The 19,450-nt window shown below is 40.7% G+C and carries 14 protein-coding genes; 3 read left to right on the top strand and 11 right to left on the bottom strand.

The window, feature by feature from the left end; all coding sequences use genetic code 11:
• Positions 1 to 80: 80 nt before the first annotated feature.
• The 5 genes from B4Z90_RS04865 to B4Z90_RS04845 all read right to left on the bottom strand — a co-directional run bounded on the left by B4Z90_RS04865 (position 81) and on the right by B4Z90_RS04845 (position 7,675).
• Positions 81 to 3,176 carry an efflux RND transporter permease subunit gene (locus B4Z90_RS04865; RefSeq protein WP_286801513.1) on the bottom strand — a complete coding sequence of 1,032 codons (3,096 nt, stop codon included), beginning with the start codon at positions 3,174 to 3,176 and terminating at the stop codon, positions 81 to 83.
• Between the two features lies 1 nt (position 3,177).
• Positions 3,178 to 4,284 (bottom strand): efflux RND transporter periplasmic adaptor subunit, encoded by a 1,107-nt coding sequence (locus B4Z90_RS04860; protein ID WP_070569459.1) that lies wholly within the window; start codon positions 4,282 to 4,284, stop codon positions 3,178 to 3,180.
• Complete coding sequence (locus B4Z90_RS04855) at positions 4,284 to 5,555, bottom strand: TolC family protein (RefSeq protein WP_286801512.1); 1,272 nt, start codon at positions 5,553 to 5,555, stop codon at positions 4,284 to 4,286. The genes B4Z90_RS04860 and B4Z90_RS04855 overlap by 1 nt, the downstream gene beginning before the upstream one ends.
• Before the next feature lie 90 nt (positions 5,556 to 5,645).
• Positions 5,646 to 6,992, bottom strand: coding sequence for a sensor histidine kinase (locus B4Z90_RS04850; protein ID WP_286801510.1), 1,347 nt, complete (start codon positions 6,990 to 6,992; stop codon positions 5,646 to 5,648).
• Positions 6,993 to 6,994: 2 nt separating this feature from the next.
• Complete coding sequence (locus B4Z90_RS04845; RefSeq protein ID WP_046675722.1) at positions 6,995 to 7,675, bottom strand: response regulator transcription factor; 681 nt, start codon at positions 7,673 to 7,675, stop codon at positions 6,995 to 6,997.
• 236 nt (positions 7,676 to 7,911) lie between these two features.
• Here B4Z90_RS04845 and B4Z90_RS04840 point away from each other — a divergent pair, with 236 nt between their 5' ends.
• On the top strand, positions 7,912 to 8,301 hold the full coding sequence (locus B4Z90_RS04840; protein ID WP_046675721.1) for a helix-turn-helix domain-containing protein: 390 nt from the start codon (positions 7,912 to 7,914) through the stop codon (positions 8,299 to 8,301).
• Between the two features lie 50 nt (positions 8,302 to 8,351).
• Positions 8,352 to 9,107 carry an SDR family oxidoreductase gene (locus B4Z90_RS04835; protein ID WP_286801509.1) on the top strand — a complete coding sequence of 252 codons (756 nt, stop codon included), beginning with the start codon at positions 8,352 to 8,354 and terminating at the stop codon, positions 9,105 to 9,107.
• Between the two features lie 115 nt (positions 9,108 to 9,222).
• Here the strand turns inward: B4Z90_RS04835 and B4Z90_RS04830 are convergent, their stop codons facing one another.
• Positions 9,223 to 9,753, bottom strand: a complete 531-nt coding sequence (locus tag B4Z90_RS04830; RefSeq protein ID WP_286801506.1) for an NAD(P)H-dependent oxidoreductase — start codon at positions 9,751 to 9,753, stop codon at positions 9,223 to 9,225.
• A 159-nt stretch (positions 9,754 to 9,912) separates the two neighbouring features.
• Here B4Z90_RS04830 and B4Z90_RS04825 point away from each other — a divergent pair, with 159 nt between their 5' ends.
• Positions 9,913 to 10,275 carry a winged helix-turn-helix transcriptional regulator gene (locus B4Z90_RS04825; RefSeq protein ID WP_286801504.1) on the top strand — a complete coding sequence of 121 codons (363 nt, stop codon included), beginning with the start codon at positions 9,913 to 9,915 and terminating at the stop codon, positions 10,273 to 10,275.
• Between the two features lie 29 nt (positions 10,276 to 10,304).
• On the opposite strand, the gene B4Z90_RS04820 is transcribed toward B4Z90_RS04825, so the two are convergent.
• From B4Z90_RS04820 to B4Z90_RS04800, 5 genes are all read right to left on the bottom strand, one after another.
• Complete coding sequence (locus tag B4Z90_RS04820) at positions 10,305 to 10,781, bottom strand: DinB family protein (RefSeq protein WP_231585329.1); 477 nt, start codon at positions 10,779 to 10,781, stop codon at positions 10,305 to 10,307.
• Between the two features lie 472 nt (positions 10,782 to 11,253).
• Positions 11,254 to 12,669, bottom strand: a complete 1,416-nt coding sequence (locus B4Z90_RS04815) for a Gfo/Idh/MocA family protein (protein ID WP_286801502.1) — start codon at positions 12,667 to 12,669, stop codon at positions 11,254 to 11,256.
• Between the two features lie 11 nt (positions 12,670 to 12,680).
• Complete coding sequence (locus B4Z90_RS04810; RefSeq protein ID WP_084823277.1) at positions 12,681 to 14,072, bottom strand: 3-keto-disaccharide hydrolase; 1,392 nt, start codon at positions 14,070 to 14,072, stop codon at positions 12,681 to 12,683.
• 248 nt (positions 14,073 to 14,320) lie between these two features.
• Positions 14,321 to 16,198, bottom strand: coding sequence for a RagB/SusD family nutrient uptake outer membrane protein (locus B4Z90_RS04805; protein WP_286801499.1), 1,878 nt, complete (start codon positions 16,196 to 16,198; stop codon positions 14,321 to 14,323).
• A 10-nt stretch (positions 16,199 to 16,208) separates the two neighbouring features.
• Positions 16,209 to 19,376 (bottom strand): SusC/RagA family TonB-linked outer membrane protein, encoded by a 3,168-nt coding sequence (locus B4Z90_RS04800; RefSeq protein ID WP_286801498.1) that lies wholly within the window; start codon positions 19,374 to 19,376, stop codon positions 16,209 to 16,211.
• Positions 19,377 to 19,450 lie beyond the last annotated feature (74 nt).

Genomic DNA, 19,450 nt, shown 5'->3' with positions numbered 1-19,450 from the left:
AGCTGCATGTTAAAAATAACAAAGGTTGCACTGTCGGACAGGCAACCTTTGTATCGTATATAATAATTAAAAATGGGTAACTAATCGCGGTTCTCCTTCTTATAAGCGAAGTAAAAAACAATAGGTAGTACTGAAAACGAGAGAATCATACAAATAATCAATCCACCAACAATCATAATCGCCAGGGGTTTTTGAATTTCAGACCCCATACCGTTTGAAAGTGCAGCTGGCAATAAGCCCATCGCCCCCATTAATGCAATCATTAAGATGGGTCTGATCCGGCTTTTGACAGCTTCATAAATAGCAGGTTTCAAGCGCATTTTATTCAACAGATTTTCTTTCATAATCCCGATTAAGACAATACCATCAATCGTGGCTACGCCAAAGAGAATAATAAATCCGATACCGGCCGAAATTCCAAATGTCGTTCCAGTAATCCACAAGGAAATGAATCCACCAATAAAAGCAAAGGCGAGGGTCAGTGAAGAAATCAGCGTATCTTTGCCATTACCAAAATTGGCATACAGCAAGAGTAAGATCAAAATCAACGAAATTGGCACAACATTCATCAGTTGTTTTGTTGCCCGTTCCTTGCTTTCGAATTCACCAGCCCAGACGACCTTATAGGATTTGGACAGTTTCACATCTCTTTCTATCTGTTTTTTCGCATCGGCAATTGTGCTTCCCAAATCTCGACCTTCAATATTGAAGCCAACACCAATATAGCGGGAATTCCCTTCTCTGTAAATAAATGCCGGCCCGGTATGATAATCTATTGTTGCGATCTCCCGTAGGGGTACTTTCTGATCATTCATCGTCGGAATAATGATATTTCCGATCTTCTCGGGGTTGTCGCGGTATGATTTTTGGAAGCGCAGGCGAACATCAAAGATCCGCTCATTTTCGTAGAAATGTGTCACAGATTGCCCCCCGATAGTCATTTCGATCACGGACTGCACATCTTTGGTTGAAACGCCATATTTAGCCATTTTTGAATCATGCAGTTGAATGCGGAGTTCTGGCAAACCTATATTTTTAAAAACATTGACATCCGTAATGCCATTGACCTTTTTTAGTGACTCTGCAAACTTATTGGCCTTATTCTCTAAATCTTGTAAGTTTTCACCAAAGATTTTGATAACTAGTGGACTTTTTACCCCGGCCACATACTCCTCCACATTATCCTGAATCGGCTGGCTAAAGCCAAAGTTGATTCCAGGAAAAGTCTGCAGGCTATCCCGCATCTGACTGATCAATTTCTCTTTGGAAAGTTTACGTTTCCACTCCCCCTCGGGCTTCAATTCAATATTAAATTCAATATTAAAAAAGCCTGTTGGATCCGTGCCATCATTGGGACGGCCTGTCTGTGTCATTATAAAGTCGATCTCGTCAAACTGATTCATCAGTTTTGTTTTCATTGTTTTGGTCAGCTTCACCGATTCTTCTAGGTTGACACTATTGGGTAAGGTTGCGCGAACATAGATTGCACCCTCATTCAATTTTGGAAGAAACTCGGAACCATAATGGCTAAACCGGAACATACAGACGAACAAGACAACCATAAAAATAGACAATGTCCATTTTGGATGGTCAAAAGCCTTTTTAAAACCTTTAAAAATGGCATTACGGCTGACTTTAGTGATCTTATTTTCATCATCTTTGATGTTCTTTTTTAATAAGTATTTACACATCGCGGGCACATAGGTCAAACTTAGGATCAAGGATCCCAATAAGGCGTAACCGAGCGTAAAGGCTAATGGTGAGAACATTTTTCCTTCCACCTTTTGAAAAGAGAAAATAGGAGTCAGTGCGACAATTAAAATCAATAGCGCAAAAAAGATATACCCCGCTACGGAACCCGCACTTTTCTTAATGATCCCTAGCTTGGAGATTTTATTAAAGCGTTCCGTTCCAAGCCGATGGGCCTCTTTTTCCAAAGAGACAAAAACAGTCTCGACGATTACCAATGTTCCTTCGAGCAAGAGTCCAAAGTCCAACGCCCCCATTGAAATCAGATTGGCCGGCAAACCTTGTATTTTCAATAATATAATCGCAAAGAGGAAAGCCAGTGGAATGACCGAGGCAACAATAAAGGTTGTCTTCCAGTTGTTCAAAAAGATAAAGACAATAATCGAAACCAGAATAACCCCTTCTATCAGGTTTTTGGAAACCGTATGCACGGTATTATTCACCAGTTTAGTACGATCTATAACGGGTTCAATCTTGACATTTTCGGGTAAAATACGTTGGTTTAGCTCTTCGATTTTTGCCTTTAGCCTTGTGACGACAGCCGAAGGATTTTCTCCCCGCAGCATAATGACTATTCCCTGTACAAGATCATCTTCCTGATTGAGTCCCACTTGGCCAAGTCGTGGCTTTGCGCCCAGTTCTATTTCGGCTACATGTTTGACTAGAATCGGTGTATTGCCGACCACCTTGATCAAAATATTACCAATATCGTCGATCTTATCCAATAAACCTACCCCACGAACGACATAGGCTTGATTTCCTTTCTGGATCACATCCCCACCGACGTTGATATTCGAACGCGATACGGCTTCATATACGTCCAGTGGCGACAAGTTATAATTCGCCAGCTCTGTTGGGTTGATCTTTATTTCATAGATCTTTTCCTCCCCCCCAAAACTCACGACGTCCGCCACACCTGGCACCCCCACAAGTTCCCTTTCGATCACCCAATCTTGAATGGCAGAAACTTCTTTAATCGGAAGATTGCTCTTCAGTACATAGCGAAAAATTTCTCCGGTAGCACCCGAAGGTGGTTCGATGGAGCTTTCCGCGCCGTCCGGCAAATCGATGGAACGCATCTTATTACCCGCATACTGCTGGGCATAAAAGTCCTCTACACCATCCTCAAATTGGATCGTTACAACGGATAAGCCAAACAAGGAGATCGAACGAACATCCGTTTTCTTTGGGATGGTATTCATCTCTTTGGTTACCGGTAATGTGACGAACTTCTCGATTTCTTCAGCACTACGTCCCGGCCATTGTGTGATAATCCTGACCCGTGTATTGGTGACGTCGGGGAAAGCTTCAATCGGTGTATGCAGGTAGGCGTATATCCCGCCGAATAATAATGCCAACGTAAAAAATAGGACGACCAAGGAGTGTTTCAATGAAAACGAAACAATATTTTGTACAACTTTCTTCATCCTATCTATTTATCAATTCATCAAATACAATCAGCTCATTCTCTGTCAGCACCTGATCTCCCTCGGCTATTCCTGTTTTGACAAAAGCATAGGTTTCATTCTCAGCAACAATATCCACAGGCTTTACGGACAGATCACAGTCATTTTTGTACAGCACCACGAAATTCTGGTTATTATGCAGAATGATGGCATCTTTGGGAATAGCCAGCATCTGCTGTTCTTGTCCTGAAACAGCTTTTTCCACCAATACATCCACACTCATGCCCGGCTTTAACCTCAGGTCTTTGTTCAACAACTTTACACGCGCCTTGACGACACGTTCTTCAGGATCGAAGAAATTGGCTACCTGATCAATATAGCCATCAAAAGATTCCCCTTTATAGGCTAACGTGGTGATTTTGACAGGCGCACCATTTTTCACAAAAGGTAAATTATTTGCATAAATATTGACCGAAACCCATACTTCATTCAGTTTACTTACTGAAAGTAATTCGGCATCATCACCCACTGTCATACCAGGGCTCACCTTTTTATCAACTATATAACCCGCTTTGGGTGCACGGATGTAAAATAGACCATTTTCTGATGATCCATTGAGCAGGTTCATATTGGCCTTTACATGACGTATTCCGATTTGTGTGGCTTTCAATTCGCTTTCCATCTCTTCTAGTTCCCGTTGGGAAGCCATACCATCTTTCAGTAGACTGCGAAGACTTGCCAATTTACTCTCCACCAAGCGCTTGCTATTCTCCAGCTCACGCAGCTCCTTTCCTAAATCATTGACCGAGGTCCCTTTAAGCGATACGAGAATCTGTCCCTTCTCCACATAATCACCCATCTTGACGGAGACAGACTGCACGATACCGGGTATCGGGCTCTTTAGTGCAGCAAGCTCATCCTGATCGTATTGAATGACCCCATTTAAAGCGATCTGTTCAAATACCGCCCGCTTCTGAATCGAATCAATTTTAATTTGGTTTTTGAAATCTGCGCTAAGGCAAAAACCTTTAGTTGGCGGCGTAACCTGCTCTTCATTTTTCGTTGATTGACAGCTCCACAATAAACATATGGACAGGAGTGTCAGTGGCATTAAAAAGTTCCCTTTCATTAGACAATGTCCTTTCCGATTAAATACGTCAATTCTTCCTTATACTGAAGGTATTTTGCCCTGCGCTCCAATATTGATTCTTTGTTTTCCATGTAATTATTGATAAAGTCTATAAATTCAACGATGGTCAACCGTCGTTCTTGAAAATTGCGGACATAGCGTTCAAGCGCGACATCCAGTTTACGATCAAAGCCTGTATCCATCGTTTTCAAGCTCGATTCGAGATTGCTCAAACGCGCCGAAAGGAACTCGATCTCTCGTTCAATATCGATACGAAATTGTGCGATTTCAACTTTGTTTTTCTCAAGTTCCAGTTGAGCAACTTTGATATTGCCCTGGTTTCGATTAAATAAAGGAAGATCCATAGCAACACCCAGGCCTATAAAATCGCGCATGATATTTCCGCCCCGGTCATAATTCATCGATACTTTGAGATCTGGTGTACGTTCTGCTTTTTCGATTTCCAACTGCGCATTACTTTTCTTCCAGTTATTGTGGATGATTTTATAGTCGCTTCGGCTTTCCAGGGCCATCATTTTCCATTCCTGTTTCGTCCCCAGGAGAAAAAGCGGCATACCTATCGTATCCGAAATGTAAAGTGCAGCCCCCTTATCTCCTAGATAGCTTGCAACTGCATTCATTTTTGCAATTTTTTCCTGCTGGATTTCATTGAGTTTATTCCCAAATGCTATCGACTCACTTTCAATCCTGAGATAGTCCATTTCACTCACATTGCCTTCTTTCCATTGATTTTGAAAGGACTTCGCTAGGGTCTGAAAAATATCGACCTGACTACTGTATAATTGTTCTTTTTCCTGTAAGATCTGTAGTTCGAGGCATTGGCTCCGGAGATCATATTTCAAATTCCGCAATAATTCTTCAAATTGAAGCCGGGCATTCTCTTTTTCCAAAAGCTGCAATTGCACCCTTTTTTTCCGTTTCCCGGCCATTTCGATCGTCTGCTCCAGCTCAACAGCCAGCTGCTGATATTTACCATAATGACCGATCAGCGCAGGAAAGGATTCGCTGCTGGAATTTTTCCAAAGATTGACCTCTGAGATTGAGATCGTTGGATTGGGCCAGAGCTTTGCCTGAAGTACTGCTGCATCAGCCTGTTGTATATGAAAACGTTGTGCCATTAAGCTCAGGTTATGCGCAAGGAACACCTGTTCAATCTCCGATTTTCGTAAACGGCTTTCAACCGCTTCCTGCGAAAATAGTTTGCTACTCAGGCCAAGAAGTAAAAATAATGTAATACGTAGCTTTCTCACTTAATTTTGAATTTCCACAAAACTAACGGACAGAGATTACAGGCAACTTTAGGTTAAATTAAAGTTTAATTAGAAGAGATTAGAAAAGGATTAGAATTTAGGGAATAGCAGTGATACGGTAGTTCCCAGATGGTTCGAGCGAATATCAAAGTCTACGCCCTGATCCTTAAAAACGATTTGCGCAAATGAGAGACCGATGCCGCTACCCTTCACCTGACCGACATTTGATCCACGATAAAAAGTCTGTTTCACTGACTCCAGTTCGGCCTTTGGGATACCGATGCCGTGATCTATAATTTGTAAAGACAGTCTGCCAGCTGCACTGGTCATTCGGATAAGCACTTCTTGCCCATTTGCATATTTCAGTGCGTTTTCGATTAAATTAGAGATCGAAAGGGAGACGAGCATCTTGTTGCCCCGAAAATTAAAGTATTGTGGCTCGTCGACCTCTATATCGACTTTCAGGGGTACGGCAAATGATCTCGAAAATTTAGGTACAAGGTCCCACACGATCTCATCGATACGAAAGGTTTCCAGGGAACGTTTCAGGGCCTGATCTTCGGTCAGTAATAGAAAATTACCAATAAGCTGATTCAGAAAATTCACATGCTCGGTAATGGTTTCGGCCAGTTCACGGTATTCTTCCTCCGTTCTAACTTTTGCGCCGAAGACCTCCATTGAGCCCAGGATACCCGCTAAAGGCGTTCGGAACTCGTGGGAAACATAACTTACAAAGTTCTTTCTGATAATCATATTTTCACTGATCCGACGTAGGAGTGCATTATAACTTTCAATCAGATCCTGGAGTTCATCCTTGGTTTTTATGGCGGTCAAGGGCTCCTGAATGGTACTTAAATCTTTATGCTGAATTTCTTGGATCACTTTACGAATGGGCAGATAAGCATACTTACTCAGCCAGACCGACAACAAGGCAATACTAATCAATGCAATGAGAAAAACAAAGACAAGCGTAATGAGTAAACGGTTCAACTGATGATCAAAATCTGCGCTGGACTCTTTGACAAACACAAAGAAATCGCCCTGATTATCGGGATAATACAAACCAAAATAAAAGCTATCGGCTGTTTTAAAATAAACCGTTTTGTCTGTTTTCAGCTGGTTCAGCAAATCTGTATTAATTTGATTATCAAACCGCATACCACCATAACTCACCTTCCCCGCTGCGTTATAAACGGCTACCATCGCGCGCTTGACCAGACTTTCATATTGATTTTTGGATTCCATGTGCTTTAGCGGGCTCTGTTCGTCCGCTTCAAGGTAATAAATACCGGCTATCTTCGCATTTTTTTCCAGCGAGCTTATCAGATGTCGTTCAGAAGAATTATAAAATATCCAGTAGATGACTAGCGTTGCAAGCCCAAAAATGATGGTGAATACCAAGGTAGAAAAGAGTGTGAGTCGAATCTTTAAATTCATGGTCAGTCCGTTGTGAGCATATAACCTACCCCTTTCACCGTTTTGATAATGGAGGTATCACTCCCCGCATCAATCTTACCTCTTAAATAAGAAACGTATACATCGACAACATTGGTATTATTATCAAAATCAATTCCCCAGACGGCCTGTAAGATCGCTGTTCTTGAAAGGGTTTTATTGCGATTTTCGATCAGATACTTCAACAGTTTAAATTCTTTAGGTGATAGATCGATATTTTTACCATTCTTATGGACTTCATACCGTTCAAGATCCACTTTTAAATCATGAATTTCTACGCAGCTATCCTTTGGTACGTTTTTATAATTGTCGCGGCGTACCAAGGCTTTGATACGGCTAACCAATTCCTTAAAGGAAAAGGGTTTGACAAGAAAATCATCAGCACCACTTTCCAAGGCCTCGACTTTATCTTCAACTTCTCCTAAGGCACTTAAAATCAATATTGGAATATGATTTTTTCGATATCGGATCATCTTCGTAAATTGTATACCATCTATTCCGGGCAACATAATATCAAGTACGACAATGTCCAATGAATCCGCATTGATCCATTCACGTGCCGCTTCCGCAGATTCAACCAAAATGACCTTGTGGCCCATCTCTTCTAGACCTTTAACAACAAAGCTGCTAATACGGCGATCGTCTTCTACTAAAAGTATCTGCATATACTCAGTTTATTTTTATGCGGGATTATAAAAATTACGAATTTCTCTTAGAATTCTACAAGTATACGAATTTACAAATTAATCGTTCGGGTGATCAAGAGCAGTGTCGAGGATAAAAATCTTTGTCTATAACGTTGACGAGTCCATTATGCGGAATTCTCGATTATTCAGGTAAAAAATATTACGTCCAGTATTATTTGTTTATATTTAACCTAACAATTCGGAAAGGAATTAAAATGAACACAGCATTGCTCTCCAATAGAAAAAGAAGTGAAGAGATTACGATTCAATATTTTAACTTTTTAGATCGTCATTTAGCGGAATTGGTTCGTGGAGACAGCATAGATATGATGGAGCTTCAGGATATCGCCAACATACTCTGTGTTTCACAAAAGCATCTTATCAAGATTATACAGGAAACTTCCGGAAATCACCCCTGCTATTTTTATGTACAAAAAATATTAGCTTGTATCAAAGACCTACTCATTAATAGCGATCTGACCATTGCGAAAATTGCACAGATGCTGACATACGACCCGTCCAACTTCACCAAATTTTTTAAAAAATATGAAGGCATGTCGCCATCACAATTTCGTCAATTGAAAAAAGCGAAAAGTTCACCATAAGAGGTTCCTTAACATTTGTGAGATTTGCTATAATCAAAATTTAAATTATTATGGCAAGAAATGATGTAAAAGGAAAAGTTGTCCTTATCGCTGGTGGTGCAAAAAACCTTGGCGGATTGTTAAGTCGGGATTTTGCGGCTCAAGGGGCAAAGCTGGTGATCCATTACAATAGTGAAAATACCAAAGCAGACGCTGAACAAACTCTGGAAGCTGTCAAATCCGCGGGGGCAGAAGCAATATTAGTGCAGGCGGACCTGACAAAAATTGAGCATATCACGAAACTTTTTGATGTCGCAATTGAGAAGTTTGGTGGCGTAGATATCGCCATTAATACGGTCGGTAAAGTATTGAAAAAGCCAATTGTGGATACCACGGTCGAAGAATATGACAGCATGAGTGACATCAATTCAAAAGTTGCTTATTTCTTTATTCGGGAGGCGGGTAAAAAACTGAATGCAAATGGCAAAATCTGTACGATTGTTACCTCATTATTGGCGGCCTATACGGGATTATACTCTACTTATGAAGGACTGAAAGCTCCAGTAGAGCATTTTACGCGAGCTGCTTCAAAAGAATTTGGAGAACGGGGAATTTCGGTTACTGCTGTAGCCCCGGGGCCAATGGATACGCCATTTTTCTATGGACAGGAAAGCGAAGACGCTGTTGCTTACCATAAATCTGCTTCAGCATTAGGTGGGCTAACCGATATAAAAGACATTGCGCCTTTGGTGGAATTCTTGGTCACCGATGGTTGGTGGATAACGGGGCAGACCATTTTTGCCAATGGTGGTTATACAACACGGTAAAACAACAAAGAGAAAGCATCTTGAGAAAGATGCTTTCTTGATAAGCCTATTTCTTTGGATTGATTCGTATATCACAAAAGCTAAGCAACAATAAACAAGCCCTGATATTTATTAACTAGAGTTGCTCCAAAAAACGGAGATAGCGCGTGACGCCCTCTTCTACCCATGCGGTAGATGACTCTTTTTCAATTCCATAAAAGACGAAAGGTTTTTGATAATCCGCTTTAACATAATCAAAAGTAATTTCAAAAGGACTTGTTAATTGATCCATGCTATATTTATACTTTCCTGTCTCCCTATACTCCTGCTCGTCTATCCCAGCAGAAATTGCTAATGCAATTTTCTTTCCTTCCAATTTGTAGCCACTGTTCTTACCATAAGCCCATCCATAGGTAAGCACTTCATCCAGCCATTGCTTGAAAAACGGCGGACAATTAAACCAATAAAAGGGAAATTGAAAGACAATTTTATCATATTTCTCTATCATCTGCTGCTCGGCCAAGACATCAATTTTACCATCAGCATAGACTTGGTGCAATTGATGGATGTCATACAACTCAGGTTGATTTTCCAAGGCCTTAACCCAACTTTTATTTACGACGGAAGCAGCAAAATTGGGGTGAATAACGACTATTAATGTTTTCATTTTTTTTATTTATGTATCTAGATATGCACAAGTCACCACATTTAGCCGATTCGTAGCGGCAGTTTTAATAAACGACAGGACTATGATTTAAAAATAGCGACATAATTCCTATTTTGGCTTATCTGTAACCCAATGTTAGGTACTATAAAAAATGTGCGTATGACTAAAATCAAGACGAGCTCCACTAACTTTTCAAATAAAAAGCAACTTGAGCATAATTGCCCCGAAGTTTTTGCCGCTAATGTGATTGGTGGTCAATGGGCTCTAGCCATATGCTGCTATCTCATCAATGGCGCGCTACGTTATTCTGAAATCAAAAAATGTTTACCGGATATCACTGAACGTATGCTCACCTTACAATTGCGCAAGCTAGAAGATGATAACATTATTAAACGTACTGTACATGCAGAAGTCCCGGCACGTGTACTTTATGAGCTGACTGCACTGGGATATGAACTCAAACCAATTATTCGAGAACTAGGGAAATGGGGAGAGAAGTTACAACAGGTTCAAAAATCTTAGACTTTAGCTGACAGAACTAAAGGTTGTTTTTAGTTCATACATCGTGCTGTTACCAGTAATTGGCCGACATGACGCTGTGCATGCTCTGCAGCGTGGAACAACAAACCAATCAACGTCGTAGGGATCCGTTTTCTACCCAAAAAACGCACTTCAGTCAGGGTGTCCGGATCAATTAACGCCAGTTTTTGTAAAGATTGCTGAATCTGCCGATGTAAGTTTTCTACAAGCGATATCACGCTCAAAGCACTATCTTCTAGACCTTCCTGACGGAGGTCGTCAAATTGTTTATCCGTTAAGGATTTATTTTCGGCATAAGTAAACATGCGATCGATTACTCCACGAATATGTTGCAGGTGAAAACCTATACTGGCGTTGCCACCCGGTTTTGTCCAAAGCTGCGCTGAGGATATTTGTGCGGTATACTTCAAAACATCTTCTTCAACTTGTAAAAGTGCGTGCGCAACAGGTTGGAGAAGAGCGGGAACTCCTTCAATAGGTCCACGCATCCATACTTCTAAATTTTCCATGCTTTTAAAATAGCTAAAAGTCTACGCGGATGCTTTTTAAAATCCATAAAGCTACAGCGTTTAAAAAGAATGCAGATAGCAGTCCGTTTCGTCAAAAATACAGTTTACTCCTATAAAATTAGCTACTTCATATAGCTTGTTTAAAATCGATTCAATTATTTTTTAAAATAAATTTGCATAGTGTAGTAAATACACTTACATTTGTATCATCATAATTTAGGTTTATAATTGGTTATTTAAGGTTTTCATTCTCCCCGTTTGAAAGCCTTTTTTTTATAAATGACTGAAAAAATTATAATCTTCCATCATCCTTTATCATCTCATGGAATCGAGAAAAAAGCAGGCCCATCTTCCCAATAATAGTAGGATAGGTTATAAAGGCTTTTCATTTCAAACATAAAAAGGGCAATGTAAACATTGCCCTTTCTTTTATATACCCATTTAATGGCCTTTACATCTTATAATATTGCTCCCAACCTCTTGCTGGTGGAGGTCCGGCTAAGAGTGCGTTGGCAAACTTATCATTGGTCACTTCTTTTGTCTGTGTGTTCAATATCAACTTACTATTCAAGCGTTGTGCAATTACACCCAAGCAAAATACTTGGCTCAGAGGACCTGCAATTTCAAAAGCCGAGCGGGTCTTTTCTTCACCTTTACAACCTTTTAAGAAATTAGCAAAGTGGTTTGACGGTGATTTTGGCACTTCCGGCAACCTAGATTCCATTTCCTTAGCTTTCGCTGCTGGAATAATCTGCAAGGTACTGGCATGTGAGCCACCTTTAAATATCAAATCCTTGCTATAAATAATTTTCCCAGGATTTAGTTTGGCGGGTTCCAATTTCCCTGTACTAGGTGCAGGAATATTAGGATCCAGTCCGGATACACCATAGCCTTCGGGTATAGGTGGCAAATTATCCAGTCCATCATACCAATTGATATCGACTGCTGGCATCTTTTTCCTTTTTGGGAAATGAAATTTCAAGGTTGAAGACATGGGGAAAAAATAGGAATTATGCCCATCAAGCTTCACAGCAGACACTTCTGTAGGCAGCCCCAAATCTAAAAATTCATGTGCTGTATCCAATATATGTGCCCCCCAATCGCCTAGAGCCCCCATTCCAAAATCATACCAACAGCGCCATTGACCATTCACAAAATCCTTATTATAATTATGGCCAATAGTCTGCATTTGCCAAAGATCCCAATCTAATGTTTCGGGGATCATTTCTGCGGCAGGAAAACCCTTTATATTTACATCCCAGCCATGCCATCTACGCGGCATATTCATGTGCGCATCGATGCGTGTCACATCCTTAATAATGCCGGCATCCTTCCAGGCTTTAAACTGAAAGTAATTTGCTTCGGAGTGCCCCTGATTTCCCATTTGGGTAGCAAGCTTAGGGTTTTTCCGAGCTTTATTTGCCATTAGTTCGACTTCAAGGAATGTTCTTGCCATTGGTTTTTCCACGTAGACATGTTTACCTAAATCCAGTGCAAGCATCGTTATGGCAAAATGCGAAAAATCAGGAGTTCCGATACTTACAGCATCAATCTGATTTCCCATTTTGTCAAACATTATCCTAAAATCCTTAAACTTCGGTGCATCGGGAAACAAACCCAAAATTTCCTGCGTATGTTTCGCACCAAGATCGACATCACACAGCGCAACAATATTACAGAGTCCGGTTTTATAGAGTTCTTTAATGATGTCGGCAGCCCTGTTTCCCAAGCCTACACAGGCTAAGTTGACACGTTCATTTGGTTTGGCCAAGTTAACATTCCCCAATACACTATTGGACAGCATAACCGCTCCTGCAGCGATGACGGACTGTTTAACAAAGCTTCTGCGCGATAAATAATGATTCATAAGAGATAGGCTTAATTCGGTGTATTAATTTTTATGCTGCGAAATGAAACACGATCACCATGGTCCTGGAGAAGAATAAAACCTTCCTTCGCTTCGCCAAAGTTTTCCCAATCTTTGTATTTGCTGATCTGAACTAAATCTTTAAACGCTTTGGATCCCCGCTCATAAGACAACATCTTAATGCCATTTAAATAATGTTCGACCTTGTTATCAGCTGTAACAACAACTCGACCTCTATTCCACTCGCCGATCGGTCTGCGCGCGCGATCATCACGATTGGATGTAATGAGATCGTAAAGCGATGCCAAGGTACGATTTCCGTCACGTCCCAACTTCGCGTCAGGGTGTAAAGCATCATCCAGCACTTGATATTCCAAACCAATAGCCGATCCTTTTGATTTTTCTTTTAAAGTCACAAAATACTTAACACCACTATTGGCTCCCGGACTAAGCTTAAATTCAAATGAAAGATCAAACACCGCGTATTTATCTTTTGTGACGATATCGCCACCATTGGTCGATTCACCCCCGTCAGATTTTAGCACAGTCATTTGGCCATCCTTAACTTCCCAACCGCGTTCCGGAAATTTATCGCCATGTATACTCCGCCAGCCCTTATTGGTTTTACCGTCAAACAAAAGCTTAACACCCTTCTTCTTTTCGGCGTCAGCCAAGTCGTTTGGCTTCAAGTTCACGATATAAAGATCTTTTGGAAAACCTTTTGATTTAAGGTCGGTTGTTTTTATTTTAATATTCTTAAAGTACACTTTCTTTCCATCCAATTTAGGTGGAATACCATGCACCTGCAACCCGATAAAGCCAGATCTATCGATCGTATCAACGACATAAGCAACAGGAATATCATTGATCCAAGTGCGCAGCTCATCACCAATGGCTTCAATTCGAATATGATTGAATTCCTCTACTTTATAGGCTTTTTTAGCATTTTCATTTAAATCGAGTGGATAAATCCATCCACGACGCGCCTCATCATAGATTCCACCTGTCCAAGCACGGGCAGAGGGGTCTATTTCTACTTGCCTTCCATATACACGTCCGCGTCCATCATTAGCCTTTGGATCAAGATGGCTCCGTGTCTGAATACCTGAGTTTGTTTCATTACCTTCAAGTTTAACATCCAGCTCCAATATGAAATCACCATATTCTTTTTCAGTGATCAAAAAAGAATTGGGTGTACCTTTTGTCATTCGACCTACGATAGCATCGCCCTCAATAGAATAAGGTGCTTTTCCGCCGACAGATTTCCAGCCATTTAGCGTTTTTCCATCAAAAAGGTTCGTCCAACCTTTCTCATTACTCTTATCTGTCTGGGCATACGACATAACAGCATTGCCAACCATCGCTGCCATTAAAACAGATTTAAATAGTGTATTTCTTTTCATTGTAAAATTTAATCTTGAGTCTATCGACCCGGTTCAATTATTCATCATTGGTTCGTCAATCATAACAAGATCGGGACCATCCCATCGAAAGCCTGGAGCCAACGCTACATGTAACTTTCTAACCAGACAGGCCCATATTTACTTATCGGTTATTGATTCAATTGACTTAGTAGAACAATATATCAATTAATATAAGCGAAATGAATCAAATGATCTGATTTATTTACGAAAACGTTTGAAAATACCTATTACTTATCTTCAACAAGTAATGGCGTTTTATTTTTCTCCGCACCTGGGTAACCTATATTTTGATTGATAACACCTTTAATATTGGTATTAATCGCATTAGCGGGCACAGGCCATAAGATATGGTGCACACTAATTTTATATTCGGCCCACTTATGTTTTACCCCTTTATTATAGAAATTACTTTTAGCAACCACTCTATCGTACCAGAAATTAACTCCAGTTTGTTTAATGTTCGCATTCGTTCCGCCTGGGCCGCTAATCTGTTTTAAATCATAGACACGACCACCAAAAATTTCGCATGGTTTTCGGGTCTTTGCATAGGTATAGGCAATCCTTACGAGCTCAATATGTCTGTTTTCTTCGTAATACAACTCACGTGCACGCTCATCTAATAGCTCACCGATATTGATTTCATCTGCTGTTAGCTGCGATGCACCGGCGCGTTGACGGACTTCGTTAATAGCCATAGCAGCCTGACCAAGATCATTTTTCCAATAGCAACTTTCGGCCAACAATAAATAGACTTCTGCAGAACGGTAAATATACCACGGGGTCTCCCCGCCTTCCCATTGTGTCTGCAATGGATCCGGCACAAATAATTTGTAATGCGGCCAAGAGAACCATAGCCGAATGGAATCCTCCACACTCATTCCCACCGGTTTAACCAGATTTTTTCCATACCAGGGATTGCCCGTCTTTTTTAAGTTGGGCTCATTGTATTTCAAATCTTCCATCTTTCGCCAACTATCCCGGTTAAAGATCCCCCGCAAATCATTATCTTCTTTGCCAGGCCTCCAAATCTGATTTGTAAAATACCAGGTTGGACGCAATCGCCCTATACCACGACCATAGTTCTTATTTAAATCCAATGAAAGATCAGTTTCATCTGCTGCCAATGATAATCCGGCCCCCGTTTTTCCGTCTGGTGTTTTTATACCGCCGTTATTCCAGAAAGGAACACCATTACGCATTGTTCTGATACGATCAGAGCCATCAACCCCTGGATAAGAAACCACATACATTAAACCTTCGGTATTGGCACCATCTAATTTTGCTTCAACACTATGAAGGTCAAACATCAGATTGGTATTTGGTCTACTTTTATTCACCGTAAATCTACTTTTCATAAGTGGATGAATAGCAACAATTTCTTTGCCGATGGCGATTGCCCGATCAAAATCTGCCAAAGCCATACAGACCTTCATCAACAATACACCGCAGGCAGATTTGGAGGTACGTCCACGGTCTACTCTTTCGGGCACCCATTGATAGGCAAATTCCAGGTCTTTTCGTAATTTCCCGAGAATACTCCAACGATCGTAGCTATAGAAATCATATTTCGGTTCATTTATTTCTTTATCAATGAAGGGCACATCACCAAACTGATGCACTAATTTGAAATAACGGTAGGCACGTTGAAAATAAGCTGCTCCTAAAATCGCGTTTTTTTCATTTTCGTCTTTAAAAGTTCCGGCATCTATTCTTGAAATAATAAGATTAGCATATTTTATTCCCTTAAATCCTTCGTACCAATACCATCCCACTTTAGTTCTATCGTTGTGATTGAGATCTGCATCAGGGAGCAGTGCAATATCCATATCCATTTGTGGACCAGCTTTATCTGTTGTCCCCTCAACGGCTACTTCAGATTGGATAATCTCGGTCAAAATGGGCGCAGCATCGCCAAAAAACTCATGCCGCATATTTCTTTCACAGGCCGTTAAAGCGGAGTACATCCCTTGCGCATCGGCTAGCGCAACATCGGGCTCATAGAAAGACAGGGGTTTCGGTTTAAGCCAATCCTTACTGCACGAAAATGTAAAAACAGCCATTGAACCAATACATAAACTATATAATATATTTTTTTTCAACTTCATGATCTAGTGATTAAAGGGTAAAGTTTAAACTTAAATTATATGTGCGGGGGGCTGGGTCGCCAACATCTGCCAATGCATCGCTTTTCCAGCTTCTTTCGGGGTCTCCAAATTTAAAATCTTTTGTCAAGTATGCTACATTTCTAATCGAAGCTGAAATACGAAGCTGCTGAATTCTTAACGATTGCAAGATAAATTTTGGCAGACTGTAAGAAAGCACCATGTTGTCCAAACGCATAAAGGACATGTTGACGTAGTTTGTACCATTATTTTTTGATCCTATACGCGCGTAATCGTTGATCGGATTTTCTGGCGTCCAACGCTGTAGTGCATAGTCGGTACTCCGATCTGCAAAATTACTGTTGTTTGCAGCCTGATTAAAGTCTCCATAATGCCCCCAATTGGAATAAATTAAAAATGAAAAACTCAGCTCTTTATAACGCAATTCATTTCGAAACGACCACCTAAAACGCGGTGTTGTATACCCCTGAAATACACGGTCGGCATCCGTTAAGACCCCATCTCCATTTTGATCTACATATTTAAAATCGCCAGGTTGGTTACCATATTTTGCAGCCATTTCCTCTTCCCCTAGTTGCCAGATTCCATTTCGTTGGTAGGCCCATATCCGGTCGGGATCCTGTCCAATAAACCATCTATTTTTAACATCGTCCGCTTCCTTTTGGCCGACGACATTTCCTTCACTATCTTTTACATCCACCATATCGCCATACAACTTCACAATTTTTCTCCGGTTCAACATAAAGATCGCCATCGCATTCCAACTAAAATCGCCCCTATTCATGATGTTACTATTTAAGGTAATATCAAAACCTTTATTGGAGAGCTCACCAAGATTGGCAGCAACACTGCTAAATCCGATAATTTCTGGCAATGCGCGATCTACCAATAAATCCTGGGTTGTTGCCGTATAAAAATCCAGTGCACCACTGAGACGGCCATGGAAGACTGAAAAGTCCAAATCGGCATTATACGAACTTTTACTCTCCCATTTCAAGCCCAAATTGGCCATTCTATTTACGTATAACTGAGACGAAAGATAGAGGTTTCCACTCGCATCAATATAGGGATGTAACCCAGAGGTCATGTCGGAAAGCGCTTCGTAAAGCTCAATATCACGATTACCATTTCTTCCCCAAGAAAGTCGCAGCTTACCATAATCCAACCAAGATTTGGTATTTTTCATAAAACCTTCCGCTGTAAAATCCCAGGCAAAAGCCAGGGCTGGAAAGGTTGCCCTTGGATTTTGAGCGCCAAAGGCTGAATATCCGTCGCGTCGTACAGAAGCAGTCAGCATATAGCGATCTTTAAACGAATAAAACAAGCGAGCCATTAAGGCATCTCCGGTTTGATATTTGTCTTCGCTTTCGTTCAATGGAATTGTACCGGCCTGTAATCGATGCCAGCCCAGAATATCAGAAGGTACAAACTGAGAAGCTGTGGCCTTGGTTCGCCAAAACTGCCCTTTCTCTGCATTTTGAAGCAATGTCACTTCAAAATTATGTACATCAAAACGCCGCTTCCAACGCAATACATTATCTAACTGCCAATTGTATGTTTTTTCAAATGAGCGTTCGCTACTTCCACCTTTTGCCTTCCACTCGGGATTTTTTGAAGAATCGTGGTTATAATACTCGTGCCAGATAAATGAAGGGGTAAAATTGGATTGCAATTCTATCCCAAATGGCAAAGTAATCACACCGTACAAACTGGAATTCAATGTATTATAATTATTTTTTCGATCTCTAAATTGATTGTCAAAGAATGGGTTTACGGGAGTGACATCGCCTGTCGGCAGTCTTTGATAAATACTAGAAGGATCATCAAGATTATTAGATCCGAAGGGAGAAATCACTGCTGATTGTTTCCAATCGGATTTTAGAAAGCCCTCATTTCGAACGGCGAAATTTGTATTCGCCCCGACTTTTAGATAGGATGTAATTCTAGTTTCGAGATTTAGTCGTGTTCTGAAATTTTTAAACCGACTTCCAACCACTACTCCCTCCCGATCAACATGGTTTAAGGAAAAATAGTAGTTAGTGTTCTCATTACTATTCGATACAGCAACAGCATAATCCTGCTGGATCCCCTTTTGAAAAATCAAATCCTGCCAATCCGTAATCTTATTGTTCATGTAATTTTCAATCTCCGGCGTCTTAAGCTCTAATCGAGAAAGCCAAGACCTGATCAACTGATCCTCTGTTACATTTGTAACGGGGGTCTTTTGATCGTAATTATACCAGTCCAATTGATTGGTTCCATTGAGCAATCTTGGGTCCACGAACATTTCGGGGTGAGCTTTAAGATAGTCGTCTGTCCGACGACCTACTTCAAAGTCATAGCGATATTTCAAAAACTCACCAGCATTCATCACTGCAGGTATACCTGCACTTTCCACCATACCAAAATTTCCATTGAAAGTAATGGACGGTTTTCCTTTTTTACCTCTTTTTGTCGTAATTAAGATAACGCCGTTGGCAGCTTTTGCACCGTATACAGCAGTTGCACTGGCATCTTTTAAAATATCTATTGACTGAATATCATTGGGATTAATATCAGCAAATGTTCCGTCAAAAATAACACCATCCACAACATTTAAGGGGCTACTACCAGCTTTCAATGTTCCCTTTCCCCTTACCTGTAAGCTTGCATCCCCCTTTGCCGAATTTCCCTGTCCAATCACCAATCCAGCTGCATTTCCCCGCAGGAGATCCTGAACTGACCTGGGCGCCTCCTTCTCAAGCTTTTCGGTCTGAACAGAAACGATTGCGCCGGTCACATCTTTCCGCTTGGCGGTTCCGTAGCCAATAACGACAACTTCATCTAGATTCTCTGTAGATTCAGAAAGAGTAATCTCTATTTCCTTACCCACTTCTACTTCAAGTTGTTTAGACGAGTATCCCGTATGGGTAAAACTTAAAACAACCTTAGCAGAATTATGCTGTAATTTTAAACTAAAGCGACCGTAGCTATCTGTTACAGTACCCGTTGAAGTTCCCTTCACCAAAACGGTGACTTTTTCCAAAAAACGTCCATCATTAGTTTTGACGACGCCCGTTAATTCTCTTCCAGTTCCTTGTGAATGAACGGTTCCTGTCGATAGCAATAGCATACACAAAAAAGAAAAACTAACGAAAATTAAATGATTAAATTTTCTCATAGATCAAGATTTATTGGTTATTAATAAATAAAACTATAAAAAGACTAACAACAAGACCTTTTAGTCGTTCATAT

Source organism: Sphingobacterium sp. UBA5639 (assembly GCF_002421245.1).
GTDB lineage: Bacteria > Bacteroidota > Bacteroidia > Sphingobacteriales > Sphingobacteriaceae > Sphingobacterium > Sphingobacterium multivorum.
This window is presented reverse-complemented; position numbering and strand designations above follow the sequence as displayed.